The organism is Yersinia vastinensis (assembly GCF_902726565.1).
Taxonomy (GTDB): domain Bacteria; phylum Pseudomonadota; class Gammaproteobacteria; order Enterobacterales; family Enterobacteriaceae; genus Yersinia; species Yersinia vastinensis.
The window spans coordinates 50,037-75,987 of the sequence record NZ_CACVAF010000004.1 but is presented as its reverse complement, the minus strand read 5'-3'; the positions used below and the strand labels follow the sequence as shown (position 1 = coordinate 75,987).

Genomic DNA, 25,951 nt, shown 5'->3' with positions numbered 1-25,951 from the left:
TACAACCCTGATAACTAACAATCTAATATTCAACACGTTGACAAAAAATCTGCTGGATTACCTAAAAAATTGGGTTCAATCAACACTCCGAAATAGCCCACGAGTAATACCAGCTTAAAGGGTCGAACAGCGCCCTAAAACACAAATAAAAAAGCCTCCACTATGGGAGGCTTAGGCGCTATTTTTCGTTTCTATTCTTACGCGCAAGCCTCCTGAAATCAGGCGCTAAAGTAAAAAAAGAAGCGAAAAGTAACTGCATGCATCATTGAGATGACCTTCTTACGAAGAAGATAAAGATTAAAAGAGGGAGACAAGCTCCCTCTTCAATTCTGACTTACGCCAGAGCTACTTTCGCTTTTTCGACCAGTGCAGAGAATGCCACTTTATCGAATACTGCGATGTCAGCCAGAATCTTACGGTCGATTTCAACAGAAGCCTTTTTCAGACCATTGATGAAACGGCTGTAAGACAGACCATTCTGACGAGCAGCTGCGTTGATACGTGCAATCCACAATTGGCGGAATTGACGCTTCCGTTGACGGCGGTCACGGTAGGCATATTGGCCTGCCTTGATTACTGCCTGGAAAGCAACACGATAAACGCGCGAACGGGCACCGTAGTAACCTTTCGCCTGCTTTAAGATTTTTTTGTGACGTGCACGTGCTACCACACCACGTTTTACGCGAGCCATTTACTTCTCCTATCGTCTTAATTCAAACCAAAATTACTTATGCGTACGGCAGACATGCCACGACCAGACCCAGATCGTTCTTAGATACCAGGCCTTTTGGACGTAAATGACGTTTACGCTTAGTAGCTTTTTTGGTCAAAATATGACGCAGGTTAGCATGCTTACGCTTAAAACCACCATTAGCGGTCTTTTTGAAGCGCTTAGCGGCGCCGCGTACTGTCTTAATTTTTGGCATTGAATATATCCACTTCGCATTGTTAATTACAACGAGCTAGCTAGGCGAACAGACTTCCGCTGCGCAAGCGCAAAGAAGCCTGTTACTTGTATGCCTTACTGTCTCTTCTTAGGTGCGAGCACCATGATCATCTGACGACCTTCGATACGAGTCGGGAAAGACTCCACAACGGCCAAATCAGAATCTTCAGTCAGATCTTTTTTGACACGGTTAAGAACTTCCATGCCGATCTGTTGGTGCGCCATTTCACGTCCACGGAATCGCAGAGTGATTTTGGCTTTATCGCCATCTTCCAGAAAGCGAATCAGGTTGCGTAGTTTGACCTGATAGTCGCCATCATCGGTACCAGGACGGAATTTGATTTCCTTGACCTGAATGACTTTTTGCTTCTTCTTCTGTTCTTTTGTCGACTTGCTCTTCTCATAGAGGAATTTGCCGTAATCCATGATACGGCAAACCGGCGGCTCGGCATTCGGACTGATTTCTACTAAATCAACACCAGCTTCCTCAGCTTTTTCAAGAGCTTCATTCAGACTGACAATGCCAATCTGCTCACCATCGACGCCTGTTAAGCGAACTTCTGTGGCGCGAATCTCTTTGTTGATGCGATTAGGACGCGCCGGTTGAACTCGTTTTCCGCCTTTAATACTTTATTCCTCCAGTTGATGAAGACTACGGCTGCGAATTTCTGCTAGCAGCTGGTCTACGACCACGTTGACGTCCAAGCTTCCCAAGTCTTTTCCGCGGCGGGTACGAACGGCAATCTTGCCTGATTCGACCTCTTTATCGCCACAGACCAACATATATGGAACCCGACGCAACGTATGTTCACGAATTTTAAAGCCAATCTTCTCATTTCTCAAGTCCGCTTTTGCCCGAATCCCTGCATCTTGCAGTTTTTTGGTCACTTGTTGGACATAATCAGACTGGCTATCGGTGATATTCATCACCACGACTTGTACCGGTGCTAACCAAGTTGGGAAGAAGCCTGCATATTCTTCGGTTAAAATGCCGATGAAGCGCTCCATTGACCCCAAAATAGCCCGGTGAATCATTACTGGCACCTGACGATCGTTATTCTCGCCGATGTAAGACGCACTTAAGCGGCCCGGTAATGAGAAATCGAGCTGTACGGTACCACACTGCCACGCACGATCCAAACAATCATGCAAGGTAAATTCAATTTTCGGTCCATAGAAGGCACCTTCACCCGGCTGATAATCAAACGGAATACCGTTTTCAGTCAGCGCCGCGGCTAAATCCTCCTCAGCACGAGTCCATAAATCGTCACTGCCAATACGTTTTTCAGGGCGCGTGGACAACTTGACCACAATCTTTTCGAAGCCAAAAGTGCTGTACATGTCGTACACCATCTTAATGCAGCTGTTCACTTCATCGCGAACCTGCTCTTCGGTACAAAAGATGTGTGCATCGTCCTGAGTAAAGCCACGCACTCGCATTAAGCCGTGCAGCGCACCTGATGGCTCGTTACGGTGACAACTACCAAACTCAGCCATACGTAATGGCAGGTCACGATACGACTTCAACCCTTGGTTGAAGATCTGTACGTGTCCTGGGCAGTTCATTGGCTTGATACAGTACTCACGGTTTTCCGAAGAGGTTGTAAACATATGCTCCGCATAGTTTTCCCAATGTCCGGTTTTTTCCCACAGTACGCGGTCCATCATAAACGGCCCTTTTACTTCCTGATACTGGTACTCTTTGAGCTTCATACGCACAAAAGTTTCCAGTTCACGGAAGATAGTCCAGCCGTCATTATGCCAGAACACCATACCTGGCGCTTCTTCCTGCATGTGGTAAAGGTCCAATTGCTTACCAATCTTACGATGGTCGCGTTTGGCCGCTTCTTCCAAGCGTTGCAGATAAGCATTCAGTTGCTTTTTATCACCCCAAGCCGTGCCGTAAATGCGTTGCAGCATTTTATTTTTGCTGTCACCACGCCAATAAGCGCCGGATGTTTTCTGCAATTTAAAGTGATGGCAGAAACGCATATTAGGCACATGTGGGCCGCGGCACATATCAACGTATTCTTCATGGTGATACAAACCAGGATGATCATCGCGGCTGATATTCTCATCAAGAATAGCCACTTTATAATCTTCACCACGAGCAGCAAAAGTATCGCGGGCTTCTTGCCAGCTCACTTTTTTCTTGATGACATCGTAATCTTTATCGGCAAGTTCGTGCATCCGCTTTTCTAGCAGATCCAAATCTTCCTGCGTCAAGGTACGGTCAATATCAACATCATAATAGAAACCGTTGTCGATAACTGGGCCAATAGCCATCTTAGTATCAGGCCAAAGTTGCTTAATCGCGTGCCCCAAAAGGTGAGCACATGAGTGACGGAGAATCTCCAGCCCCTCAGCATCTTTAGCGGTGATAATGGCCAATTGCGCATCAGATTCGATCAGATCACTGGCATCGACCAGTTCACCATTAACACGTCCAGCAATACAGGCTTTTGCCAAACCGGGGCCGATGTCTAAAGCCACATCAAGAACAGAAACGGCGTGATCGTATTGACGCTGGCTACCGTCAGGAAGGGTAATAACGGGCATTCTAATTCCTTATCTACAGTGGTGACCCACACGACAGATCACATGCAAGACGTAATTATTGTTTAATTTCGAAAAGTTGCGACATCAATTTAACCCACGTTTGTTATATTGGTCCGCAACTGTGTGCAAAATTCAGTTTGTGACATAGATCATGCCACAAAGGGGTCTCATATTATCACTACTTAATACAATGACAAACACTATCACGACTCCCCTGCACCATGGTTTCTCTATCACCAGACGTCAGTTCAGAATAAAATGAAGTGCCCATGAAAATACATCGGCGATACTCGCACTAAACAGTGATAATGATCGCCGACAAAGTTATCATGCTTAAATTGCTCTACGATCACCATGATATCAACACCGTATAACTGAGGGTCAACTATTGCAGCGACAACCTGTTACGTCCTCCAGAATTTTGTCGATTGGTTATGATCCCGAAAATCGCATGCTGGAGATACAGTTCCGTGAACAAGGTATTTATCAATATCTTGGTGTCCCTGAACGTGTTCATCAGAATTTTATGTCTGTAGTTTCAAAAGGTCGTTTTTTTGATGGCGTGATTAAAGGTAAGTTTTTGTGCCGAAAAATTGGCTAAATAAAAAATAATCAAAATAAAAACATATCATTACACCACACTGAAACGGTTACTTCGATGATAGATATTGGCAAAGAAGTTCACCGTTTCAGACGAGAACAGTACTATTTACTAAAATTCTCACCCCATAAAATAGCGCCATAAATAAGATATAGGGACGACAAACAACAACGCTGGCAAGAAATTCACTACCGCAAATATTTTAATCTGAGCAATTCGTAACCCCACCGCAATCATAATAATCCCACCACAGGCCGAAAAATCAGCAAAGGCGATATCATCCATATAAGGCATAATAAGCTTTGCCAACAAAACCAAAGCAATCTGAATGAGCAATTGGGGAATAGCAATCGCCACCAGCGCAATGCCCAGAGAGATAGAAAAAATGAGTGCGGTGAAAAAGTCCATCAGGGCTTTTACAAATAGCAGCTGAAAATCACCGGTGATCCCTTCAGTTAAAGAACCAACCACCCCTAGCCCGCTTGCACAAAACAGTACAATCATTGCCGTGAAGCTTTGTGCAAATTCTTGCGGTGGCAGTGTACTACGCGATGGGATTACTCGCTCTAATAAGCCGCGGGTCTTATTTGCCCCCCATTTTACACCCTGCTCCAGTGACAATAACTCTCCTACTGCTGTCCCGATAATCAATGCCAAAATCACCGCTGGCATAAAATGCACTTTTATAACCATCACGATGCCGATGGAAATTGAGGCCAACGCGAATGTTGCAGGCAGCCCCTCTTGCAAACGTTTGGGTACATGGCGGGCAAGTAAGACACCAACAATACCGCCGAGAATTATCCCCGCGCTGTTAATAAATGGCCCAACCATAGCATGCTCCTAATCGCTAAAACGCGTACTGAGAATTAAAATTGTGTCTGTTTTAGAATTAGAAAATTTCGATAATAGCTAAAGACAAACAAGCAAAGCGCCGAGGTAATTCTTTGACATATCACTTTTGGCGAAGCAAATGAATTTTATCATACATACCATCGGTGTCAGCCGCATAAAGGCAAATATCCCCGCCTACAATGATTTACATTATGATCTATTGCTTTTGAGTAACACTGGGTGTATTGCTATTTCAACAGGAAGTGCCCATAATAAATTTCCGTTTCCGTGTAGCAATGGTTACTGGAACGCCGCCCCGATTGTTTACGCAGTCGGGGCGTTTTATTTGGTCAGTCCCCTCTTACACCAAAATTAACATCCCACTGTTATCCCCTCATAGATGAATGCTGTAACTGGTTTGCGATAAATACTGAACAATAAAATAGATTCCATCCGTTTTTCTTCCGTATTTTGTTGTTTATCATTTGTTCACTGGTCAACAAAGGGGAGATATGTGATGAAAAGAGTCGCCGAGGTTCTGTCAGGTCTCGAACTTTACTTTCGCCAAACACATCAACAATGCTCTGAGAAAACATCTTGGTTTGTGCGCTGGCTGTATATTCCGATAGAGGAAAGAATGCAGATACTGGATGACCTATTAATGCCTTATTCCGCCAAGCCGCAAGAAAATAAACGTGCTGTGCAAGATAAGACAGATAGTTAAAGAAGAGAACTGACTGACAATGCTAATAGCTGAAAAGCATTCACTCAATTGAATGTGTTTTAGCCAAATTTATTGCCGCTTGAATTGCCGAGCGCGCTTGAGGGCTGTTTTTCCAACATGTTGACCCCACCATTGCGGCAGCGCTGCTGACCACCTCATTCATATCGGCCTGGCTTAGTTGACTCAATGAAGTAAAACCAAGTTGTTCCAGTCGCTTAATCACCGTGGGACCAACCCCTTTTACGGCCAACAATGCCTTACGTTCACAGTCTGAAAATGCCATGCTGGCCCCGAGTTAAAATAGCATCATCACAAATCAAAACATGATTCATTTGATATAGAACCATGCTTTCTATTCGTTGTTACTTAATCTATAAATTTTTCTAGCACACTGAGTTAATGAGATATCAAAGCCGTTTCCGAGACGCATTTTCCGCACTGAAAAACCAGAGTTCGGGTAAGCGATTAGGATAAAAGCGAATCTCATAGGTATCTTTGAGTGGCGCTAAGCGCCAACGTGGACGAGCTTCGCGTTTAGGTTTTAAAAAACGCAAACGACCCCGGGTTCGTGCCGCTTGTGTATCAAGCACCCACGCAACCGAAGCCGATAATGGTTGGCGAATATATTCATCTTCAACGCTAATATCACAAATACACAAAGCCATATTCCTTACAGAAATTGATGCTGACATGATTATTCTGGATCTAAAGTATTGAACCAACAGTTGCCCGTCAGAGATTTGATCTGCGTCACATATCCCTTTTGGTCTTGAAATGGCCGAACCCTGACTTCTCCAAGTGATAGGAATCAACAAAAGTATGACGGCTCTGCAGCTACACTCATGTTTTTGGCTATAGCCTTTTATCCAACGTATCGCGTAGAGTGGCAAGGCAAGTAATCATTTCGTCTATGGGTATATTGACCCACTATGCGGCTAATTACCTGATTGGTTTTCTTTTCATCGGGTACGTTTGAAGTTATTTTTTGGAGCCAGATTGATGCATGAAATTTTCGAATTATTTAAAGCCATTGGTTTAGGGTTGGTGTTACTCCTCCCTTTGGCAAACCCATTAACGACAGTTGCTCTACTGCTCGGCTTATCCGGCAATATGACTAGCGAAGAGCGCAATCACCAGTCAAAGATGGCATCAATCTACGTCTTCTTTATCATGACCATTGCTTATTATGCCGGGCAGGTCGTTATGAGTACTTTCGGTATCTCAATTCCCGGTTTACGAATTGCTGGCGGGCTGATTGTGGCATTTATTGGTTTTCGTATGCTTTTCCCCCAGCAATCAGCTGAAGATACTCAGTTAGAAGCAAAATCACAGGATTTAAAGAAGCGGAAATCTATTAATATTGCCTTCGTGCCATTAGCTATGCCTAGCACTGCGGGGCCGGGGACCATTGCCATGATTATCAGTTCCGCCGCCTCAGTAAAAGGCCATGCTATGTTCAGCCCGTGGATTGTTACGGTGGCACCGGTACTGATTTTCCTAAGTGTATCGCTAATTTTGTGGGGATCGCTACTCAGCTCTGGAGCTATTATGCGCTGGGTTGGAAAAGGTGGCATTGAAGCGATTTCACGTCTGATGGGGTTCTTATTAGTGTGCATGGGAGTGCAATTTATTATTAATGGGGTACTGGATATTATTGCAAACTACCACCCACCGATAGCATGACAAATAACGAGAACTAAGAAAGAAACGCTAGCCGATGTTTATACTTATTAATACAAGTTACAGCGTCCATGGACTACATCGGTTAGCGTTTTAATATTACTCTGACATCGCTCGGTAAGCAGTATCCACTTTCCACAAATATCGTGGTGCTTGTGCCGCTGGGTGTTTCTTCTGTATATGCTGATAAAATTCGTTCGGGCTAAGGCTATTTATTTTATTCACTGCTAGACGTTTATCTGATGAGAATGTCCGCAACATGGCACCCGCACCATTAGCATAAGAAACGATAGTGGCATAACGCAAAGTCTGCGGGTCACTGATTCCCGCTAACTGCTGGTTTTGCAAAATATTGATATAAGCGGCGCCAATATCAATATTCTTCACCGGATCTTTTAATTCGCCAGAACTCGGTTGTCCATTGCGCCCTTTCATCCGGTACGCATCACGGCCTGCGGTAGAAGCTTTAATCTGCATTAAACCCACAGCATTTGAAGTACTCACCACATTAGGATTGTAACCAGACTCCACTTGGATAATGGCTTTAATTAAAGTTTCATCAACACCATAATGGCTGGCCGCTTGTTTAATTACATCGCTATACGCAACTGTACTTGAACCTGAGCTGCTTTTTGGTGCATTAAGGAAACCACCTTGTGGCGCATTCTTCAGCCACCCATTATTTGCTTGCGGTGGAGGGGTTGGTTTGGCACACCCCGCCAGCAATAAAATTGCCATTAGGCAACCGACTTTTGGATTCACAGTATTCCCCGTGCTATTAAGCCGTTTTGTAGCATATACAAGTTGTCACCTCGTCCAAATAGATTTTTTGGGCTAGTTTGACCATTATCAACATAATGATCAGGCTATATTCGGTAACTATCGGTAAGTTTTAGTTTATTGTATGGCAAGGCTTGACTTCATCGCTAATGATATTGATAATCATTTTCATTTAAAGAAAGAGAACATCGCCATGTTTACTAAACAAAAAATACCTCACCTGCACCCCATGAGCCCTTTCACACCGCGTTTTTTCCACGCCATTGCTTTATTTATACTTGTTGCAATTTCATCATTAGTTAGCACTTCAGCGATGGCTGAAAAAAAATCTGTCGAACCCGATAAAAAATTCAAAATTGTGACAACATTCACAATTATTCAGGATATTGCGCAAAATGTCGCCGGGGATGCCGCAGTGGTTGAGTCAATAACCAAACCCGGTGCCGAGATTCATGACTATCAACCAACTCCACGAGACATTGTGAAAGCCCAGTCTGCCGATCTGATCCTCTGGAATGGCATGAATCTGGAGCGTTGGTTTGAGCGTTTCTTTGAAAATATTAAAGATGTCCCTTCTGCTGTAGTCACCGATGGCATTGCACCATTGCCTATCCGTGAAGGGCCATATAAAGGCATTCCTAATCCGCATGCTTGGATGTCACCGTCAAATGCACTGATATATATTGAGAACATTCGTAAGGCATTGGTAGAACACGACCCCGCTCATGCTGAAACCTATAATCAAAATGCTAAAGCCTATGCAGAAAAAATTGCCGCATTGGATGCCCCGCTTCGTGAGCGCTTATCTCGCATCCCAGCAGAACAACGTTGGTTGGTTACCAGTGAAGGGGCTTTCAGCTATCTAGCTAAAGATTATGGTTTTAAAGAAGTTTACTTATGGCCAATCAATGCTGAAGAGCAAGGTTCTCCGCAGCAAGTTCGTCGTGTCATTGATACCATGCGCGCGAATAAAATCCCGGTGATATTCAGCGAAAGCACCATTTCTGATAAGCCGGCCAAACAAGTCAGCAAAGAAACCGGTGCGCAATATGGTGGGGTGTTATATGTTGATTCCTTATCGAATGAAACTGGGCCGGTTCCCACCTACATCGACCTGATTAACACCACAGTGCAAACTATCGCGAAAGGATTTGGTCAATGAGCCATGCTGTTTTTGTCCGCCCAGAGCTGATAGTGGATAACGTCACTGTCACCTATAACAATGGGCATACTGCTATTTATGACGCCAGCTTCTCTCTCACTGGTGGGACTATCTGCGCACTGGTTGGCGTGAATGGCAGTGGCAAGTCGACTCTGTTCAAAAGCATTATGGGCTTGGTGAAACCGAGTGTCGGTAAAGTAGAGTTAAGCAACAAGCCGATTAGCCACGCATTGAAACAAAATACTATCGCCTATGTTCCGCAAACAGAGGATGTAGACTGGAACTTCCCGGTGTTAGTGGAAGACGTGGTGATGATGGGCCGCTACGGGAAAATGAATTTTCTGCGGATCCCAAGCCGTGAAGATAAAGCTATCGTTGATAAAGCTATCGAAAGAGTCGGTTTAACCGCATTACGGTCACGTCAAATTGGCGAACTTTCCGGTGGGCAGAAAAAGCGCGTGTTTCTGGCACGGGCGCTGGCCCAGCAGGGGTCCGTTCTACTACTGGATGAGCCATTTACCGGTGTTGACGTCAAAACAGAAAATGCCATTATTGATTTATTGCGCGCACTGCGTGACGAAGGCCACCTTATTTTGGTTTCAACACATAATCTTGGCAGTGTGCCTGAATTTTGCGACCACGTGATTTTGATTAACCAAACCGTGCTAGCCGCGGGGCCAACAGAAACAACGTTTACCCAAAAGAACCTCGAAATCACCTTTGGTGGCGTACTGCGCCATATCAACTTGTCCGGTAACACGCTGCATGACGATAATGACCCACGAACCGTAACGGTCATCACCGATGATGAGCGCCCTGCAGTCTTTTATGGTCATACCAAAAACGATCCACCGGCACAAAGCCAGTCGAAGGAGAAAAATTCCTGATGCTGGACATTTTACTGCAACCCTTTAATTACAACTACATGGTCAAGGCCATTTGGGTTAGTGCGATAGTGGGTGCTGTCTGCGCTTTCTTATCGGCTTATTTGATGCTCAAAGGCTGGTCACTGATGGGGGATGCACTTTCGCACTCCGTCGTTCCTGGCGTGGCAGGTGCTTATGCTCTTGGGCTACCCTATGCCGCGGGGGCATTTTTTACCGGTATGCTTGCTGCATTAGCCATGACGTTGGTTCGTCACGTAACCCGGCTGCGTGAGGATGCCATTATCGGCTTTATTTTCTCTACGTTTTTTGCCGTCGGGCTTTTAATTGTTTCTCTCAACCCAACATCAGTCAACGTGCAGTCGATCATCTTCGGCAATATTTTGGGTATAGCAGATGAAGACGTATTGCAGGTCGAAATCATTATTTTGGTTTCTTTTGTGATTTTATGCCTGATTTGGAAAGACTTACTGGCCGTATTTTTCGATGAAAGCCATGCCATGTCGATAGGCCTATCACCGCTAAAGTTAAAGATTCTGTTTTTCACCCTATTAAGTGCCTGCACTGTCGCTGCTTTACAGACCGTTGGGGCAATACTGGTGATTGCCATGGTAGTGACTCCGGGCGCAACAGCCTATTTGCTGACTGACCGTTTCAGCCGTTTATTGGTGATAGCTATCAGCATCGGTGCTTTTACCAGTGCTTTTGGTGCCTACCTGAGCTTCTATCTTGATGGTGCAACGGGCGGCGTGATTGTGACGTTACAAACTCTGGTATTCCTGCTGGCCTTTTTCTTCGCGCCTAAACACGGTTTGCTGGCAACTCGTTATCAAACTCGCCAAAAGCGCCGTCATCCTATAGCCCCGCGCCCGGAGGATAATGTATGAATGCATTGTTCAGTCTGGTCAGTGAACCTTTTGCCTATCCCTTTATGCAACGGGCAATTGTCGCGGCTATCGTGACTGGCGTGGTGTGCGCAGTCTTGTCTTGCTATCTGGTACTCAAAGGCTGGTCGTTGATGGGTGATGCTATCTCCCATGCCGTTTTACCGGGGATAGTGTTGGCCTTTTGGCTTGGCATTCCATTGGTGATTGGTGCGTTTGTCTCTGGGATCTTTTGCGCCGTTGCCACCGGTTATTTGAAAGAAAACAGTAGAGTCAAAGAAGATACCGTGATGGGGATTGTGTTCTCTGGCATGTTCGCCTTCGGCCTTGTGCTGTTTTCTCGCATGGATACTGACCAACATCTCAGCCATATTTTATTCGGTAACATGTTGGGCATTTCACTGGCAGAACTGAAGCAAACCTTATGGATAGCTGGCTTTACCCTATTGGTGGTGCTGCTCAAGCGCAAAGATTTTATGTTGTACTGCTTTGACCCAAATCATGCCCGCGTCATTGGGTTGCCAGTGAAGTTACTGCACTATGGCTTACTGTGTCTGTTGGCATTAACTATCGTTGCTTCACTGCAGGCTGTTGGGGTTATTTTAGTTATCGCCATGCTAATCGCTCCCGGCATCATTGCCTTTTTAGTGTGCCGTAGTTTTGATCAGATGTTAGTGGTTGCGACCCTAGTTTCCGTCACTGCCTGTGTTTTAGGTACTTTGATAAGTTTCCATATTGATGGCGCGACTGGCCCCTGCATTGTCATCATTCAGGCATTATTCTTTGTGGTAGCTCTGATTTACAACCATATAAAACCGGTAAAAGGTCGGCCAATAACCGTAAAAGCCAAGGATGATAGGGCAAAAAACACACCAAAGGGTAAGCTGCTATAATCAATTGAGTCGCTATTTTTAATAAACTTAAAAATGCGGGTATATTTGTAGGCCGTATTGTATTCATACTTTACGGCTTATTTATTACGATTTGTCATTCATTCGACCTATTTCCTATAAGATTGCTTTCGTCGCCACTGTTCATTAATTTTATCGATAATATGTAACGGATGAGTACAGAATCTGTCGTTTGTTTGATCCGGCACGGGTATCCCTGTGCATCAGCGCTTGTCCTTAACAGGACAAAGACGCTAACCTAATGATCTATACCTAAAGAAACTAGATTTGCAGGTGGGTAGCTAATAGGGGGTGAATCATGTGGCAAGCAGTGAATCGTCTGTTAGGTGAACATCTCGGCCCCGCAGAGATTCGGGAAAGAACCGAATTGCCGGGTGGAGATATTCACGAGGCCTGGCGTCTCAGTTATGGTGACACTGAGGTTTTCGTCAAATGTGATACCCGTGAGATGCTGCCAATATTTACCGCCGAGGCAGACCAACTCTCTTTATTAGCCCGCAGCAAAACTGTCCAGGTGCCTGAAGTTTATGGTGTCGGCAGTGATCGTGATTACAGCTTTCTGCTACTTGAATATATTCCGTTAAAACCACTCGATGCACACAATGCTTATTGCCTGGGTCAACAATTGGCACATTTACATCAATGGAGTGAACAACTGCAATTCGGGCTGGATTTTGATAATGACTTGGCCACTACGGTGCAGCCAAATAGTTGGCAACGCCGTTGGGCACAATTCTTTGCTGAACAACGTATCGGTTGGCAATTACAATTGGCAGCTGAAAAAGGCATGTCATTTGGGGATATCGACCAGATAACTCATCTTGTTCAAGAGCGGTTACAAAGCCACCAGCCGCAACCGTCTTTATTACACGGTGACTTATGGCCAGCTAATTGCGCCGCCAGTGCCAATGGACCAGTTATTTTTGATCCCGCCTGTTATTGGGGAGATCGAGAATGTGACCTTTCCATGTTGCCACTCTACCCTGCTTTGCCAGCTCAAATTTATGATGGTTACCAAAGTGTCTGGCCGCTTCCTGCCAGTTTTATTGAGCGCCAACCCATTTATCAACTTTATTATTTATTGAACCGCAGTAATTTATTTGGTGGGCAACATTGGATTAATGCGCAGAAAGCCGTCGAGCAGTTATTACACCCGGAAAGATTTTAAGCGCGCCAGCCCGGTTGAATTGATATGGAATAAATAGCACCCCAAAAGTTGGATGACCAACTAGTCAGGGTGCTTTTTTATGTCCCAATATCTTGTTATGAAATCGACTTTTTCTAAAAAAGTATGAACCAAACCACAAATTAGAGGCATTCCTACCGTCGAATAATGACAGTCAACCCTGTTCTTTTTTGCCAGCGACAATTCCCGTGAAAAAGCGCTTACTTAAATAAAATCAAGAGCCTTCGTTGAGGAGTATTGACTCTCCTCGATAGGAATTCTATTGCTGAAAATTGGGAGTATGTCAAATGGTGGATATTCGCGAATGGGAAAGCATCGCTAATAAAGAACTCAGTAGGCGCGGTAAAAGTGTTGAAGACTTAATCATCAGGACCGCGGAAGGTATCGCCGTAAAACCGTTGTATACCGCCAGAGATCTTGAGGGACTTGAGGTTACCGACTCACTCCCCGGTATTGCCCCTTATGTCAGAGGGCCGCGGGCTACAATGTACGCGGCCCAGCCCTGGACTATTCGTCAATATGCTGGATTTTCAACAGCTAAAGAGTCAAATGCCTTTTATCGTAAAAATTTGGCCGCAGGACAAAAGGGTCTTTCTGTGGCGTTTGATCTGGCAACACATCGAGGTTATGACTCCGATAATCCGCGTGTGTCTGGCGATGTAGGTAAAGCAGGCGTAGCGATTGATAGCGTCGAAGATATGAAAGTTTTGTTCGACCAAATCCCACTAGACAAAATGTCGGTCTCAATGACGATGAATGGGGCTGTATTACCCATTATGGCGTTTTATATTGTCGCAGCTGAAGAGCAAGGTGTTACCCCGGCACAACTGACCGGCACTATCCAGAACGACATATTAAAAGAGTATCTGTGCCGTAATACCTATATTTACCCTCCCAAACCCTCCATGCGCATTATTTCAGACATTATCGCTTGGAGTTCCAAAAATATGCCGCGCTTTAACACCATTAGCATCAGCGGCTACCATATGGGTGAAGCTGGGGCGAATTGTGTACAGCAAGTGGCTTTTACCATCGCTGACGGCATTGAGTACATCAAAGCGGCACTGAATGCCGGTTTAAATATTGATAACTTTGCCCCCCGCCTCTCATTTTTCTTTGGCATTGGCATGGACTTGTTCATGAATATCGCCATGTTACGGGCTGCACGCTATCTCTGGAGTGAAGCAGTCAGTCAATTTGGTGCTGTCGACCCTAAATCATTAGCCTTGCGCACCCACTGCCAAACTTCCGGCTGGAGTTTGACTGAGCAAGATCCTTACAACAATATTATTCGCACCACCATCGAAGCCCTTGGTGCAACGCTTGGTGGAACGCAATCTTTGCACACCAACGCCTTTGACGAAGCGCTCGGCTTACCAACTGATTTTTCGGCACGTATTGCGCGTAATACGCAAATTATCATTCAAGAAGAATCAGAAATTTGCCGCACCATTGACCCACTGGCTGGCTCTTATTTTGTTGAATCGCTTACAGACCAAATGGTCAAACAGGCCCGAACCATTATCAAGCAAATTGATGATGTGGGGGGGATGGCAAAAGCTATCGAAGTCGGGCTGCCCAAACGTATGATTGAAGAAGCGTCAGCGGGCGAACAATCACTGATAGACCAAGGCAAGCGCGTCATTGTTGGAGTAAACAAATATAAGTTAGATAAAGAAACTGAAACCCCAGTATTAGAAATTGACAATGTTAAAGTGCGCAATGAACAAATTGCACAATTAAAACGTATCCGTGCTGAACGAGATAACGATGCTGTACAGCAAGCATTGAGCAATCTACGCCATGCCGCAGGACATAATGAAAACTTGCTGGAAGCCGCCGTGCACGCTGCCCGGCTACGGGCCACATTAGGCGAAATTTCCGATGCCATGGAAATAGAATTTAATCGCTATTTGGTGCCAAGCGAGTGTGTCACCGGCGTCATTGCACGCAGTTACCATCAAAGCGAAAAAGACGCACAAGAATTTGATCAAATACTGGCACAAACGCAGCACTTCCTCGCTGAGAATGGCCGTCATCCACGCATTCTGATTGCCAAGATGGGCCAAGATGGCCACGACCGGGGCGCTAAAGTCATTGCCAGTGCCTATTCTGATCTGGGTTTTGATGTTGATCTCAGCCCAATGTTCTCGACGCCAGATGAAATCGCCCGATTGGCTGTCGAGAATGATGTCCACGTCATCGGTGCATCTTCACTGGCGGCTGGCCATAAAACATTGATTCCTGAATTAGTTGACGCTTTGCGCCAATACCATCGGCAAGATATTTGCGTCGTTGCCGGAGGCGTGATCCCACCACAAGATTATGCCTTCTTACGTGAACGCGGTGTTGCGGCTATTTATGGGCCGGGTACCCCCATGTTAGCCAGTGTACGTGACGTTTTACAGCTCATCAGTACTCATCATGATTAACATCGACAATCTTGGCGACTATATCCATCGCCTGCGCCAAGGCGAACGGGCCGCATTGGCGCAAGCCATGACACTCGCAGAAAGCAGCCATCCCCAGCACCAAGAACTTAGCGCCTTACTGCTAGACCACATCATGCCATATACCGGGCAGGCCAAACGCCTGGGAGTGACGGGGACACCCGGTGCAGGGAAAAGCACTTTTCTTGAAGCGCTGGGGGAAGAGCTATTGTCACAAGGGCATAAAGTGGCCGTAATTGCCGTTGACCCCAGCAGCCCGGTCAGTGGCGGCAGCATCTTGGGTGACAAAACTCGCATGCTGAATTTGTCTCGTGCCGAGCATGCCTTCGTGCGCCCGGTTCCCTCAAGAGGCTATCTTGGGGGGATAAGTCAAACCACCCGAGAATTGATTTTGCTCTGTGAAGCAGCCGGTTACGACATCGTGATTGTTGAAACTGTCGGTGTCGGCCAGTCAGAAACAGAAGTCGCGGCCATGGTGGATTGCTTTATTTCACTACAAATTGCCGGGGCTGGTGATGACCTGCAAGGCATCAAGAAGGGCATTATGGAAATGGCCGATTTTATTGTCATCAATAAAGATGATGGCGAAAACCATATAAATGTCGATATTGCCCGCCATATGTACCACAGCGCGCTACATATTATCCGCCGCAAGCACCCTCTCTGGCAGCCCCGCGTCCTCACCTGTAGCGCTCTGGAAAAACGCGGTATTCGTGATATTTGGCAAGCCGTCGAAACCTTTTGGTCTGTCATGGCACCGAGTGGGCAATTAGCTGCTTTACGTGAACGGCAAAATTTAGGCTGGGTTCGTCAGCAAACCGAAGCCAATGCGCTGGCAGCGCTGTTTACTCGCCCAGATTTGCACCAACACTGTCTGCAAATTGAAGCGCTGCTACAGCAAAACCACATCTCACCACGAGCCGGGATTCGCGCTATCACTGATTTTATTACGCAAAAAATCTTCAGTTAAAGGGAAACAATCATGTCTTATCAGTATGTCAAAGTGTTGATTGCCAATCGAGTTGGCATTATTGAGTTCAACTATGCCCGCAAGCTAAATGCATTAAGCAAAGTTTTTATGGATGATTTAATGCAGGCGCTACATGACCTTAATAACACCGATATTCGCTGTATTATTTTGCGTGCGGCGGAAGGTTCCAAAGTATTTTCAGCCGGGCATGACATCCACGAATTACCCACTGGCCGGCGTGACCCTCTCTCCTATGATGACCCACTACGTCAAATTACCCGTGTGATTCAAAAATACCCTAAACCAATCATTTCCATGGTGGAAGGCAGTGTATGGGGCGGTGCATTCGAGATGATCATGAGTTCAGATATCATTGTGGCCTGCAGTAACTCAACTTTCTCAATGACACCCGTCAATCTCGGGGTGCCCTATAATTTGGTTGGTATCCACAACCTGATCCGTGATGCTGGTTTTCATATTGTCAAAGAGCTGATTTTCACCGCCGCGCCTATCACCGCTCAGCGTGCCCTATCGGTGGGTATTCTCAATCATGTGGTTGAACCTAGCGAACTGGAGGATTTCACACTCAAATTGGCCCATGTCATTTCAGAAAAAGCTCCGCTGGCCATTGCCGTCATTAAAGAGGAACTCCGTGTTCTGGGTGAAGCCCATACCATGAATTCCGATGAATTTGAGCGCATCCAAGGTATGCGGCGTGCAGTTTACGACAGCGATGATTATCACGAAGGCATGAGTGCTTTCATGGAGAAACGTAAACCTAACTTTCTTGGGCGTTAACCCTTATCAGATAAAGGATTTCTCTATGAAACGGTCATTTTGCATCATGAACGCAGATACTGCCGCCGAGTGTATTGAACATGGAAATATGGTGGTTTTTAGCGGTTTTACCCCTGCGGGCGCGCCTAAGGTGCTGCCTGCCGCCATCGCCAAACGCGCAATAGCCCAACACCAACAGCAAAAAGAGTTTCAAATTCGTTTGTTAACGGGTGCATCAATCAGCGCTCAAGCCGATGATGAACTGGCGCAAGCGGATGCTATCGCCTGGCGTGCCCCTTATCAAACAGCCTCGTTACTGCGTGAGAAAATCAACCAAGGGGCAGTCAGTTTTGTTGATCTGCACCTTAGTGAAGTCGCTCAAATGGTCAATTATGGTTTCTTTGGTGATATTGATGTGGCGGTGATTGAAGCGTCAGCAATCACCGCCGATGGGAAAGTCTATCTCACCAGCGGCATTGGTAATTCCCCAGCTTTTTTGCATAAAGCCAAAAAAATCATTATTGAACTCAATCATTATCACAGCCCACGGGTGGCAGAACTGGCAGATATTATCATGCTCGGTGCGCCACCTCGGCGCAATACTCTGCCCATCTATCACACATTAGATAAAGTGGGTGAACCTTATGTACAGATAGACCCCAGCAAAGTGATTGGCATCGTAGAAACAGAATTGCCAGATGCCAGCAACAGCCTTGATCGCGAAAATCCATTATGTGAGCAAATAGCTGACAATGTAGTCAATTTCTTACTGAATGAACTCAGGTTAGGCCGCATCCCACCGGAGTTTCTTCCGCTACAAAGCGGCGTAGGAAATATTAATAATGCGGTGATGAAGCGCTTAGGTGAAAACCCCCTGATCCCCCCCTTTATGATGTATTCTGAGGTATTGCAGGAGTCGGTTGTCCAACTGGTCGAAACAGAGAAAGTGCTGGGTGTCAGTGCCTCTAGCTTGACTATCTCCTCCGCCTCATTAAAAAAAATCTATGACAACATGGATTTCTTCGCCAACAGAATTGTGTTGCGTCCACAGGAAATCTCTAACCATCCAGAGATCATTCGCCGTCTTGGTGTCATTGCGCTCAATGTGGGGCTGGAATTCGATATTTACGGCCACGCCAACTCCACCCATGTTGCGGGCACCGAACTGGTCAACGGTATTGGTGGCAGCGCAGATTTTGAGCGTAATGCCTATTTATCTATTTTTATGGCCCCGTCGATTGTCAAAGGCGGCAAAGTCTCTACCATCGTCCCGATGTGTACCCATGTTGATCACAGCGAGCACAGTGTAAAAGTGATCGTCACAGAACAAGGGGTTGCTGATTTGCGTGGATTATCCCCCATGCAACGCGCAGTCGCTATCATCAATAACTGCGCACATCCCATGTACCGTGACTACCTCCACCAGTATCTGGCGCAGGCTAAAGGGGGACATTTGCACCACAATCTAACGCAAGCCTTTCAACTGCATCAAAATCTGTTCGAGTACGGCTCAATGTTAGCGCCTTAATCACCATCACGATCCGAATGTATATAGCCCATGACTTGTTTAATATGGTGATTATTTTTGAGCGAATAAAGATACTCACGCATATACATGGGCTGATTCGGAGCATCAAAATATTTTAGCTTCGCTGGATTAACTAGCCGGTATGCAAATTGAGGGACGACAGTAAGAAATTGCCCCTGCTCTACTGCACTAATTTTTGCCATAAAACTGTAAGGGCGATAAATGATGGTTGGGTTAATCCCAATAGATCGGAAATGCCCATCCAACAAGGATTCAAAATTGGCCCGATTCTGAAAACGCATTTGTAACCATGGCAGCGTATTCAATAATTCGAGCGACTGACAATTTTCAAAGCGGCGTGAGACTAAAAAACCGAGCCGTAATAAAGGAAGCTCCGTTGTCTGTAAGCTATCGATATGTGTCACACGCGGTGAAGCTTGCTGTGGGGAGATAATAAAATCTACCCGACGATCCAATAAGTCATCGATGACGCTGTTTTCGCTAAACTCAAAAGGCTGCGCGGTAATACCGTCATACTTGTCACTGAGACTGAATAGCTGATCGAAAATTATCGTGGGATAAGTGTTATCAATACCAATCACAATATTTTTCTGCCGATGCGACATAGAGACAATGGTATTGTCGATAGCCGAAAGCCGTTGATAAATAGGAAATAACTCTTGATAAAGTTCCTGTCCCGCTTTATTCAAGCTGATACTTTTTTCATTACGGGTAAAGAGTGAGTATCCCACCAGTTCTTCTAACGCCGCTATGCTTTTACCAAAAGGTGAGGCTGTCATGTGCAACTTTTCAGCCGCTTTCGCCATGCTGTTTGTTTGAGCCAAAATAATAAAATTACGCATCTTCTTAGAGATGAAAACGTTCATGACTTGACTGATATAACAAAGAAAAGAGACTGACAGCATAAGGGAATTGGTTGCTCAATATTGTGAGAGCAAGATAAGTATCGAACCTCTACTGTCAGAAAATTCTTTCAAGAGATTAATTTGTTTATATATCATGATGATAAATAGAAAAAGGCCCTCATTTGTGGGCCAATTTATTATTCATGCTTTTAATCAGATTCAGATAGCCACGTTATCCCTGCGCCATCAAGCCCAATAACTTAATAACAAAATAGCCTGCTACACCTATCACTAATGGAAGAATGTATAAGGTAAAAAACTGCAAAAATATTGTGTGGTGCGGTAAGACTATCTTTTCTTCCAACTGTTCCCGAGTACGCCCTTCACTGCCTTTTGCTTGCTCTAAAATCATTTGGTCTTCAATGCCCTCACGAATATGACGCACTTGTCGTGACATACGGGCACCTGACGCCTGCAATGACAACCCCACAAAGATAAGCATATAAATGATAAAGAACATAATGTTCGAGGCCGAAAAACCCTGTTCGAAATCCGGCACGGGTGAGTTAAACCAGAAGATATCCAGAAAAGTCGTATTAAAACGGATCATATCGGTCATGACGTGGATAAAATCCAGCATAACCGCATTAATTCCGGTGCTTTTTTGACTATATTGATAGGCAAAATTGATAATTGAAATCAATGTTGACAGCAGTGCTGGAATAAAAACGAGCCACCCGGCGATCCGTTTGATAACAGCGACACGCCCAGCCTGTTGATAGGTCATGACTTCTCCTTGTAAATACCACAACTTATGTGGCCTTAGTTTACCCGCTACATCCCATTTTTGGGCAGAGTTTTTATTGAATCACTGACGATTAGCCCAAATTCAAGCCTAGCTCATCCAACGAAATATCATTAAGTTAATAAATTAAATTGTCAGAAAGAGAAAGAATGGTGTTCTCCCCGTTCAATCATTATGAACCAATGATAAAGTGTTAAACCCGTAGCTAAAAACCAACAGGAGTGATGATAAATGGCGACCCAGCACACAATTAAGGCCGCAATTTTCGATATGGACGGCTTGCTCATTGATTCGGAGCCTTTATGGCTACAGGCTGAACTGGATATTTTTACCAAACTGGGTCTGGACACTACGTCACGAGATACCCTGCCCGATACGCTGGGCTTGCGTATCGATTTAGTGGTAAAAATGTGGTATCAGGCCATGCCTTGGCAAGGGCCAAGTCAAGCAGATGTATGCAAACTCATTATTGCCAGAGCGATAGAGTTGGTTGAAGAGAAACGTCCAGTGTTGCCAGGAGTGGAATACGCCTTAGACCTTTGTCGTCAGCAAGGGCTGAAAATCGGGCTGGCCTCCGCTTCGCCACTGCATATGCAAAAGCGTGTTTTGGCTTTATTAGGCATTGAAAAATACTTTGACCGCTTGGTTTCCGCAGAATACCTGCCCTACAGCAAACCGCATCCAGAAGTCTATTTAAATGCCGCATCTGACTTGGGTGTTGATCCGTTGCACTGCGTCACCCTAGAAGATTCAGTGAATGGGATGATTGCGACTAAAGCAGCACGTATGCGCTCTATCGTTATTCCATCAGAAGAGTACCGCGCAGACCCTCGCTGGGCATTAGCCGATATTCAATTAGACTCGTTAGAACAATTACGTAAAGAGGATATCTCGTAACTGGCTGTGTTGATCACAAGGAGTGTTGGTCACGATGAGATTTCGAAGTGGTTTACCTCATTCGTGATCAATTCGATGATAACAATATAAGGCGGCTGAGGTTGAACTCTGCCGCCCAAAGTCTTTCTTAGAGGAAATCATCTCGCTTAGGGGTAAAAGTGTCGATCAGAATACTGTTATCTTCCAGTGAGACCGCACCGTGCATTTCATTTTTAACCGCACGATAGGCATCCCCGGCTTTCAAAATACGTTTCTGCCCTTCAATTTCCACTTCAAAGCTACCTGCCGCGACATAAGCAATCTGGTCATGAATGTCATGTTTGTGTGCAGTACCAATGGCACCTTTATCAAAGTGAACACAAACCATCATCAACTCATCACTCCAGGTCATAACCTTGCGCTTGATGCCGTTGCCCAGTTCTTCCCATGGCGCTTCGTCATTAATAAAAAACATCTTCATCATTTCTCCTCATTATTATGCAGAATTGTCTGTAGCGTAGTCACAGTTTCACACCGAATTCAGCTCATTCTACGGGCAAATCCGGCAGTTTGAACATAATTAATCCAAAAATCATGACATCCCTCAAAAAATAATAAAACATCATTTCATTTTTATTGAATTAACTTCCCGCAAATACTATCATCATCGCATTAAAGAAACACTCGGTCAGGATCAAACCTACGCACGTTGTCTGCGCTATTTAAGATTTCATGCGAACTTTCTGAATCTGGCCCGCTATCTGACTTGGGCTATCCCCATCCAAGATATTGTTCTGAAAGAGAGGCACCTACATGCAAGTCCGTCAAAGCATCCACAGTGACCACGCAAAACAACTTGATACTGCAGGTCTGCGCCGTGAGTTTCTGATTGAAAAGATTTTTGTCGCAGATGAATACACCATGACCTATAGCCACATAGACAGAATCATTGTTGGCGGTATTTTGCCAGTCGCGAAGGCGGTCAGTATTGGTGATGAAGTGGGTAAGCAATTAGGTGTTAGCTACTTTCTGGAACGGCGTGAGCTAGGCGTCATCAATATTGGTGGACCGGGTCTTATCAGTGTTGATGGGCAGTGTTATGAAATAGGTAATGAAGAAGCCTTATATGTCGGTAAAGGCGCAAAAGAAGTGCAGTTCAGCAGTATCGACGGTGCAAAACCCGCCAAGTTTTATTACAACAGCGCTCCCGCACATACCACATATCCAAATAAAAAAATTACGCTGGCAGAGGCCTCACCGCAAACTTTGGGTGATGACGCTACTAGCAATCGTCGCACTATCAATAAATACATCGTCCCTGATGTGTTGCAGACCTGCCAATTGACCATGGGCCTGACCAAGCTGGCACCCGGTAATCTCTGGAATACCATGCCTTGCCATACCCATGATCGCCGCATGGAAGTGTATTTCTACTTTGATATGGACGAAGAAACAGCAGTCTTTCACATGATGGGCCAGGCACAAGAAACGCGCCATTTGTTGGTTCACAACGAGCAGGCTGTTATTTCACCGAGTTGGTCTATCCATTCTGGTGTAGGCACAAAACGTTACACCTTCATCTGGGGCATGGTGGGTGAAAACCAAGTCTTCGGTGATATGGACCACATCGCCGTAAGCGAACTGCGCTAAATGTTTGCAAACAGCGTTAAGCGTCACCTACCAAAGCCGTCTTTTGGGCGGTTTTCTCCCCAATATTATAATCGCGGTAAATCTTTGACCGCCTAGAGAGAGATGTTAGCTATGATCTTAGATTCCTTTGAGTTAAAGGGTAAAGTTGCTCTGGTTACCGGTTGTGACACAGGTTTGGGCCAAGGTATGGCGATTGGTTTAGCCGAAGCGGGTTGCGATATCGTTGGTATAAACATCGTTGAGCCACTTGAAACTATCGAAAAAGTGACTGCATTAGGCCGCCGCTTCTTGAGCCTGACTGCTGACCTGAGCAAAATTGATGGTATCCCTTCCTTATTAGAGCGCGCCGTTAAGGAATTTGGTCAAATCGATATTCTGGTCAACAACGCCGGTATCATTCGCCGTGAAGATGCTATCAACTTCAGCGAAAAGGACTGGGACGATGTCATGAACGTTAACATCAAGACTGTGTTCTTTATGTCTCAGGCTGTTGCGAAACAATTCATCAAACAAGGTCATGGCGGCAAAATCATCAACGTTGCCTCAATGTTGTCTTACCAAGGCGGTATCCGTGTCCCTTCTTACACTGCATCAAAAAGCGCAGTGATGGGTGTTACTCGTTTGTTAGCGAATGAATGGGCAAAACACGGTATCAATGTGAATGCTGTTGCTCCAGGTTATATGGCAACGAATAACACGCAACAGTTGCGTAAAGATGAAGAACGCAGCAAAGAGATTCTTGACCGTATCCCAGCAGGCCGTTGGGGTTTACCGGATGACCTGAAAGGTCCAGTAGTCTTCTTGGCATCAAAAGCATCTGATTATATTAGCGGTTACACCATCGCAGTTGATGGCGGTTGGTTGGCGCGCTAAACATATAATCCTAACTAATTTGAGTTAAGGTCTATTTTCGACGGTTATCCGCCATATTTAGACTCAAATCACCTTAAGGCACAACTTCAGTTGTGCCTTTTTTATTACTTATTTATCAAATGGTTAACAAATAAATTTCGCTTAAAAAACCCGCCAGAACTGCAAAAATAAAAAATTCAAAACAACGTTCCGACTTCGATCACACTTTTGTCATTCGCCCAATGACTCGCCAGTAAATACAAATATAATGGATTGAAACGATGTTTCTATTTATAAGGAACCTTAAACCGGTTCCGAGCTGATGTTCAGATGATGGGGTTACGGTGATGGATTTTGCAGGCAACATTAAAGGCAGCGACGCAATGATGATTAACTGGCTCAGCGCTATACGCAGCTATGTTGATTTAGTCCAGTCTGTTGGCCATAGCACTCAAAACCCTACCCCTTTGATGGCCGATGGCTTTGATGTTTTGACCCACCAACCAGTAGTCTGGGTATTCCCAGATGGCCGTAATACTCCGATATCTAACTTTGCGAGTCAACAAAACTGGTTACGAACCTTAGATGCACTCAGCTTGGTCACACAAGACCCGCAATATCACCAACAAGCACGAGTGCAAACCAGCTATTTCATGCAGCACGCCGTTCATGACCAAAGCGGATTGTTTTACTGGGGTGGGCATCGTTTTCTGAATCTGGATACATTGAAAACCGAAGGACCAGAATCCAAAGCACAAGTGCATGAACTGAAACATCACCTACCCTACTACAATCTACTGGCCAATGTTGACCGTGAGAAAACACTTAATTTCTTCCAAGGTTTTTGGCACGCCCATGTAGAAGACTGGGAGGCACTGGATCTGGGTCGCCACGGTAGCTATGACAAAAAACGTGATCCCCATGTTTTCACGCATATGCGCAATGATGTGGTTAAGCCAGAAGCATTACCGCAACTGCCTGAGACTAAAGGGCTAACTTTTGTCAATGCTGGCACAGATTTGATTTATACGGCTTATAAATATGCCGAATATACAGGTGACCTTGCTGCCGCTGCTTGGGGTAAACATTTATATCGCCAATATGTTTTGGCCCGTAATCCTGAAACCGGTTTACCGGTTTATCAATTCAGCTCGCCACAGCAGCGCCGGCCAATACCGACAGATGATAACCAGACCCAATCTTGGTATGGCGACCGGGCCAAGCGCCAGTTCGGCCCTGAGTTTGGTGAAATCGCACGTGAAGCTAATGTCCTGTTTCGCGATATGCGCCCACTGTTAATTGATAACCCATTGGCGATGTTGGATATTCTGCGCCAACAGCCGGATGCTGAAGTCATGCAGTGGGTTATTGATGGATTAAAAAATTACTATCGTTTCGCTTATGACGTCGAAAGCAATACATTGCGCCCGTTATGGAATGATGGACAAGACATGAGCGGTTATGTTTTACAACGTGATGGCTATTATGGTGCCAAGGGGACTGTCATTTCTCCTTTCGCCTTAGACGTCGATTACCTACTACCACTGGTTCGTGCCTGGCGCTTAAGCCATGATGAAGAACTATTGGATTTGATTGCAGTATTACTACACCGTTGGCAGTTAGCTGAATTAAACAAACAAAAGCAACGTGCCACACTGCTGGTAGGTAAGAAGCCCACTGCAACACCGTATCTATTGCTGGCCCTAGTCGAGCTGGCTGAACATTGCCAATGCGCACAATTATTTGAATTAGCTTGGCAAACTGGAAATGAGTTATTTAAACAACATTATCATCGCGGTCTGTTTGTCGAGTCAGCGGAGCACCGTTATTTCCGCATCGATAATCCAATTGCATTAGCATTATTAACCTTAATTGCTGCTAAGCAAAATAAGTCGGCCGCAATACCTCAATTTATTACCAATGGTGGTTACATCCATGGAGATTATCAGGTGAACGGGGAAAGCCGCACTCTGTATGATATCGATTTTATTTATCCGTCGCTTTTGAATCAGTAGTTTTATTTATC

General features: G+C 45.3%; 28 protein-coding genes and 1 other annotated feature. Of the genes, 16 read left to right on the top strand and 12 right to left on the bottom strand.

What is annotated here, in order from left to right:
* Positions 1 to 144: 144 nt before the first annotated feature.
* Positions 145 to 267: a sequence feature (Phe leader region), on the bottom strand.
* The 5 genes from pheM to thrS form a co-directional block, all read right to left on the bottom strand.
* Positions 219 to 263, bottom strand: coding sequence for a pheST operon leader peptide PheM (gene pheM / locus HUZ92_RS21020; protein WP_223300610.1), 45 nt, complete (start codon positions 261 to 263; stop codon positions 219 to 221). Its footprint overlaps the feature before it by 45 nt.
* A 67-nt stretch (positions 268 to 334) precedes the next feature.
* A complete protein-coding gene (gene rplT, locus HUZ92_RS07185; RefSeq protein WP_004706556.1) occupies positions 335 to 691 on the bottom strand; it encodes a 50S ribosomal protein L20 in 357 nt (118 codons plus the stop codon).
* Positions 692 to 728: 37 nt separating this feature from the next.
* Positions 729 to 926 carry a 50S ribosomal protein L35 gene (gene rpmI, locus HUZ92_RS07180; RefSeq protein WP_002211834.1) on the bottom strand — a complete coding sequence of 66 codons (198 nt, stop codon included), beginning with the start codon at positions 924 to 926 and terminating at the stop codon, positions 729 to 731.
* Positions 927 to 1,021: 95 nt separating this feature from the next.
* On the bottom strand, positions 1,022 to 1,573 hold the full coding sequence (gene infC / locus HUZ92_RS07175; protein ID WP_011816226.1) for a translation initiation factor IF-3: 552 nt from the start codon (positions 1,571 to 1,573) through the stop codon (positions 1,022 to 1,024).
* Positions 1,574 to 1,576: 3 nt separating this feature from the next.
* Complete coding sequence (gene thrS / locus HUZ92_RS07170) at positions 1,577 to 3,505, bottom strand: threonine--tRNA ligase (RefSeq protein ID WP_050097544.1); 1,929 nt, start codon at positions 3,503 to 3,505, stop codon at positions 1,577 to 1,579.
* A 388-nt stretch (positions 3,506 to 3,893) separates the two neighbouring features.
* Between thrS and HUZ92_RS07165 the strand changes: the two genes are divergently transcribed.
* Positions 3,894 to 4,106: a KTSC domain-containing protein gene (locus HUZ92_RS07165; protein WP_005161573.1), complete on the top strand. Its 213-nt coding sequence runs from the start codon at positions 3,894 to 3,896 to the stop codon at positions 4,104 to 4,106.
* A 120-nt stretch (positions 4,107 to 4,226) separates the two neighbouring features.
* Here the strand turns inward: HUZ92_RS07165 and HUZ92_RS07160 are convergent, their stop codons facing one another.
* Positions 4,227 to 4,940 carry a DUF554 domain-containing protein gene (locus HUZ92_RS07160; RefSeq protein WP_128450810.1) on the bottom strand — a complete coding sequence of 238 codons (714 nt, stop codon included), beginning with the start codon at positions 4,938 to 4,940 and terminating at the stop codon, positions 4,227 to 4,229.
* Between the two features lie 517 nt (positions 4,941 to 5,457).
* Here HUZ92_RS07160 and HUZ92_RS07155 point away from each other — a divergent pair.
* Positions 5,458 to 5,664, top strand: a complete 207-nt coding sequence (locus HUZ92_RS07155; protein WP_050097542.1) for a hypothetical protein — start codon at positions 5,458 to 5,460, stop codon at positions 5,662 to 5,664.
* Between the two features lie 40 nt (positions 5,665 to 5,704).
* On the opposite strand, the gene HUZ92_RS07150 is transcribed toward HUZ92_RS07155, so the two are convergent.
* Both HUZ92_RS07150 and HUZ92_RS07145 read right to left on the bottom strand, forming a co-directional pair.
* A complete protein-coding gene (locus HUZ92_RS07150) occupies positions 5,705 to 5,947 on the bottom strand; it encodes a Pathogenicity locus (protein WP_050097541.1) in 243 nt (80 codons plus the stop codon).
* 124 nt (positions 5,948 to 6,071) lie between these two features.
* Positions 6,072 to 6,323 (bottom strand): hypothetical protein, encoded by a 252-nt coding sequence (locus tag HUZ92_RS07145; protein ID WP_050097753.1) that lies wholly within the window; start codon positions 6,321 to 6,323, stop codon positions 6,072 to 6,074.
* A 340-nt stretch (positions 6,324 to 6,663) separates the two neighbouring features.
* Here HUZ92_RS07145 and HUZ92_RS07140 point away from each other — a divergent pair, with 340 nt between their 5' ends.
* Complete coding sequence (locus HUZ92_RS07140) at positions 6,664 to 7,347, top strand: MarC family NAAT transporter (RefSeq protein WP_050097540.1); 684 nt, start codon at positions 6,664 to 6,666, stop codon at positions 7,345 to 7,347.
* A gap of 96 nt (positions 7,348 to 7,443) precedes the next feature.
* Here the strand turns inward: HUZ92_RS07140 and HUZ92_RS07135 are convergent, their stop codons facing one another.
* On the bottom strand, positions 7,444 to 8,106 hold the full coding sequence (locus HUZ92_RS07135; protein ID WP_050097539.1) for a transglycosylase SLT domain-containing protein: 663 nt from the start codon (positions 8,104 to 8,106) through the stop codon (positions 7,444 to 7,446).
* Positions 8,107 to 8,317: 211 nt separating this feature from the next.
* Here HUZ92_RS07135 and yfeA point away from each other — a divergent pair, with 211 nt between their 5' ends.
* The 9 genes from yfeA to HUZ92_RS07090 all read left to right on the top strand — a co-directional run bounded on the left by yfeA (position 8,318) and on the right by HUZ92_RS07090 (position 18,876).
* Positions 8,318 to 9,286 (top strand): iron/manganese ABC transporter substrate-binding protein YfeA, encoded by a 969-nt coding sequence (gene yfeA / locus HUZ92_RS07130; RefSeq protein WP_050097538.1) that lies wholly within the window; start codon positions 8,318 to 8,320, stop codon positions 9,284 to 9,286.
* The gene (yfeB, locus tag HUZ92_RS07125; protein WP_050097537.1) at positions 9,283 to 10,173 is read left to right on the top strand and encodes an iron/manganese ABC transporter ATP-binding protein YfeB; all 891 of its coding nucleotides are present in this window, start codon (positions 9,283 to 9,285) and stop codon (positions 10,171 to 10,173) included. Before yfeA ends, yfeB begins: the two co-directional genes overlap by 4 nt.
* Positions 10,173 to 11,057 (top strand): iron/manganese ABC transporter permease subunit YfeC, encoded by an 885-nt coding sequence (yfeC, locus tag HUZ92_RS07120; RefSeq protein WP_050097536.1) that lies wholly within the window; start codon positions 10,173 to 10,175, stop codon positions 11,055 to 11,057. Before yfeB ends, yfeC begins: the two co-directional genes overlap by 1 nt.
* Complete coding sequence (gene yfeD, locus HUZ92_RS07115; RefSeq protein WP_050097535.1) at positions 11,054 to 11,947, top strand: iron/manganese ABC transporter permease subunit YfeD; 894 nt, start codon at positions 11,054 to 11,056, stop codon at positions 11,945 to 11,947. The genes yfeC and yfeD overlap by 4 nt, the downstream gene beginning before the upstream one ends.
* Positions 11,948 to 12,263: 316 nt before the next feature.
* Positions 12,264 to 13,133 (top strand): fructosamine kinase family protein, encoded by an 870-nt coding sequence (locus HUZ92_RS07110; protein WP_050097534.1) that lies wholly within the window; start codon positions 12,264 to 12,266, stop codon positions 13,131 to 13,133.
* Positions 13,134 to 13,438: 305 nt separating this feature from the next.
* On the top strand, positions 13,439 to 15,583 hold the full coding sequence (gene scpA / locus HUZ92_RS07105; RefSeq protein ID WP_050295385.1) for a methylmalonyl-CoA mutase: 2,145 nt from the start codon (positions 13,439 to 13,441) through the stop codon (positions 15,581 to 15,583).
* On the top strand, positions 15,576 to 16,571 hold the full coding sequence (meaB, locus tag HUZ92_RS07100; protein ID WP_050097532.1) for a methylmalonyl Co-A mutase-associated GTPase MeaB: 996 nt from the start codon (positions 15,576 to 15,578) through the stop codon (positions 16,569 to 16,571). Before scpA ends, meaB begins: the two co-directional genes overlap by 8 nt.
* 12 nt (positions 16,572 to 16,583) lie before the next feature.
* The gene (gene scpB, locus HUZ92_RS07095; protein WP_050097531.1) at positions 16,584 to 17,369 is read left to right on the top strand and encodes a methylmalonyl-CoA decarboxylase; all 786 of its coding nucleotides are present in this window, start codon (positions 16,584 to 16,586) and stop codon (positions 17,367 to 17,369) included.
* 25 nt (positions 17,370 to 17,394) lie between these two features.
* Complete coding sequence (locus HUZ92_RS07090; RefSeq protein ID WP_050097530.1) at positions 17,395 to 18,876, top strand: succinate CoA transferase; 1,482 nt, start codon at positions 17,395 to 17,397, stop codon at positions 18,874 to 18,876.
* On the opposite strand, the gene srsR is transcribed toward HUZ92_RS07090, so the two are convergent.
* Both srsR and HUZ92_RS07080 read right to left on the bottom strand, forming a co-directional pair.
* Entirely contained in the window at positions 18,873 to 19,763 is an 891-nt protein-coding gene (gene srsR / locus HUZ92_RS07085) for a LysR family transcriptional regulator SrsR (protein ID WP_050097752.1), read from the bottom strand. The two genes, HUZ92_RS07090 and srsR, sit on opposite strands and share 4 nt — an antisense overlap.
* A gap of 211 nt (positions 19,764 to 19,974) precedes the next feature.
* Positions 19,975 to 20,529, bottom strand: a complete 555-nt coding sequence (locus HUZ92_RS07080) for a YniB family protein (protein ID WP_050097529.1) — start codon at positions 20,527 to 20,529, stop codon at positions 19,975 to 19,977.
* A 249-nt stretch (positions 20,530 to 20,778) separates the two neighbouring features.
* Between HUZ92_RS07080 and hxpB the strand changes: the two genes are divergently transcribed.
* Positions 20,779 to 21,444 (top strand): hexitol phosphatase HxpB, encoded by a 666-nt coding sequence (gene hxpB / locus HUZ92_RS07075; RefSeq protein ID WP_050097528.1) that lies wholly within the window; start codon positions 20,779 to 20,781, stop codon positions 21,442 to 21,444.
* A 127-nt stretch (positions 21,445 to 21,571) separates the two neighbouring features.
* Here the strand turns inward: hxpB and HUZ92_RS07070 are convergent, their stop codons facing one another.
* Positions 21,572 to 21,904 (bottom strand): cupin domain-containing protein, encoded by a 333-nt coding sequence (locus HUZ92_RS07070; protein WP_032815897.1) that lies wholly within the window; start codon positions 21,902 to 21,904, stop codon positions 21,572 to 21,574.
* A gap of 332 nt (positions 21,905 to 22,236) precedes the next feature.
* Here HUZ92_RS07070 and kduI point away from each other — a divergent pair, with 332 nt between their 5' ends.
* From kduI to HUZ92_RS07055, 3 genes are all read left to right on the top strand, one after another.
* Positions 22,237 to 23,073, top strand: a complete 837-nt coding sequence (gene kduI, locus HUZ92_RS07065; protein ID WP_145524431.1) for a 5-dehydro-4-deoxy-D-glucuronate isomerase — start codon at positions 22,237 to 22,239, stop codon at positions 23,071 to 23,073.
* A 111-nt stretch (positions 23,074 to 23,184) separates the two neighbouring features.
* A complete protein-coding gene (gene kduD / locus HUZ92_RS07060) occupies positions 23,185 to 23,946 on the top strand; it encodes a 2-dehydro-3-deoxy-D-gluconate 5-dehydrogenase KduD (RefSeq protein ID WP_004706534.1) in 762 nt (253 codons plus the stop codon).
* 326 nt (positions 23,947 to 24,272) lie between these two features.
* Complete coding sequence (locus HUZ92_RS07055) at positions 24,273 to 25,940, top strand: pectate lyase (protein ID WP_145579975.1); 1,668 nt, start codon at positions 24,273 to 24,275, stop codon at positions 25,938 to 25,940.
* Positions 25,941 to 25,951: the final 11 nt, after the last annotated feature.

What these genes read in the sequence shown, in the direction of transcription:
- rplT (WP_004706556.1), bottom strand. Translation starts at nt 691, where the DNA reads ATGGCTCGCGTAAAACGTGGTGTGGTAGCACGTGCACGTCACAAAAAA.
- rpmI (WP_002211834.1), bottom strand. Translation starts at nt 926, where the DNA reads ATGCCAAAAATTAAGACAGTACGCGGCGCCGCTAAGCGCTTCAAAAAG.
- thrS (WP_050097544.1), bottom strand. Translation starts at nt 3,505, where the DNA reads ATGCCCGTTATTACCCTTCCTGACGGTAGCCAGCGTCAATACGATCAC.
- HUZ92_RS07160 (WP_128450810.1), bottom strand. Translation starts at nt 4,940, where the DNA reads ATGGTTGGGCCATTTATTAACAGCGCGGGGATAATTCTCGGCGGTATT.
- HUZ92_RS07155 (WP_050097542.1), top strand. Translation starts at nt 5,458, where the DNA reads ATGAAAAGAGTCGCCGAGGTTCTGTCAGGTCTCGAACTTTACTTTCGC.
- HUZ92_RS07150 (WP_050097541.1), bottom strand. Translation starts at nt 5,947, where the DNA reads ATGGCATTTTCAGACTGTGAACGTAAGGCATTGTTGGCCGTAAAAGGG.
- HUZ92_RS07140 (WP_050097540.1), top strand. Translation starts at nt 6,664, where the DNA reads ATGCATGAAATTTTCGAATTATTTAAAGCCATTGGTTTAGGGTTGGTG.
- yfeA (WP_050097538.1), top strand. Translation starts at nt 8,318, where the DNA reads ATGTTTACTAAACAAAAAATACCTCACCTGCACCCCATGAGCCCTTTC.
- yfeB (WP_050097537.1), top strand. Translation starts at nt 9,283, where the DNA reads ATGAGCCATGCTGTTTTTGTCCGCCCAGAGCTGATAGTGGATAACGTC.
- yfeC (WP_050097536.1), top strand. Translation starts at nt 10,173, where the DNA reads ATGCTGGACATTTTACTGCAACCCTTTAATTACAACTACATGGTCAAG.
- yfeD (WP_050097535.1), top strand. Translation starts at nt 11,054, where the DNA reads ATGAATGCATTGTTCAGTCTGGTCAGTGAACCTTTTGCCTATCCCTTT.
- HUZ92_RS07110 (WP_050097534.1), top strand. Translation starts at nt 12,264, where the DNA reads ATGTGGCAAGCAGTGAATCGTCTGTTAGGTGAACATCTCGGCCCCGCA.
- scpA (WP_050295385.1), top strand. Translation starts at nt 13,439, where the DNA reads ATGGTGGATATTCGCGAATGGGAAAGCATCGCTAATAAAGAACTCAGT.
- meaB (WP_050097532.1), top strand. Translation starts at nt 15,576, where the DNA reads ATGATTAACATCGACAATCTTGGCGACTATATCCATCGCCTGCGCCAA.
- scpB (WP_050097531.1), top strand. Translation starts at nt 16,584, where the DNA reads ATGTCTTATCAGTATGTCAAAGTGTTGATTGCCAATCGAGTTGGCATT.
- HUZ92_RS07090 (WP_050097530.1), top strand. Translation starts at nt 17,395, where the DNA reads ATGAAACGGTCATTTTGCATCATGAACGCAGATACTGCCGCCGAGTGT.
- srsR (WP_050097752.1), bottom strand. Translation starts at nt 19,763, where the DNA reads ATGAACGTTTTCATCTCTAAGAAGATGCGTAATTTTATTATTTTGGCT.
- HUZ92_RS07080 (WP_050097529.1), bottom strand. Translation starts at nt 20,529, where the DNA reads ATGACCTATCAACAGGCTGGGCGTGTCGCTGTTATCAAACGGATCGCC.
- hxpB (WP_050097528.1), top strand. Translation starts at nt 20,779, where the DNA reads ATGGCGACCCAGCACACAATTAAGGCCGCAATTTTCGATATGGACGGC.
- HUZ92_RS07070 (WP_032815897.1), bottom strand. Translation starts at nt 21,904, where the DNA reads ATGAAGATGTTTTTTATTAATGACGAAGCGCCATGGGAAGAACTGGGC.
- kduI (WP_145524431.1), top strand. Translation starts at nt 22,237, where the DNA reads ATGCAAGTCCGTCAAAGCATCCACAGTGACCACGCAAAACAACTTGAT.
- kduD (WP_004706534.1), top strand. Translation starts at nt 23,185, where the DNA reads ATGATCTTAGATTCCTTTGAGTTAAAGGGTAAAGTTGCTCTGGTTACC.
- HUZ92_RS07055 (WP_145579975.1), top strand. Translation starts at nt 24,273, where the DNA reads ATGGATTTTGCAGGCAACATTAAAGGCAGCGACGCAATGATGATTAAC.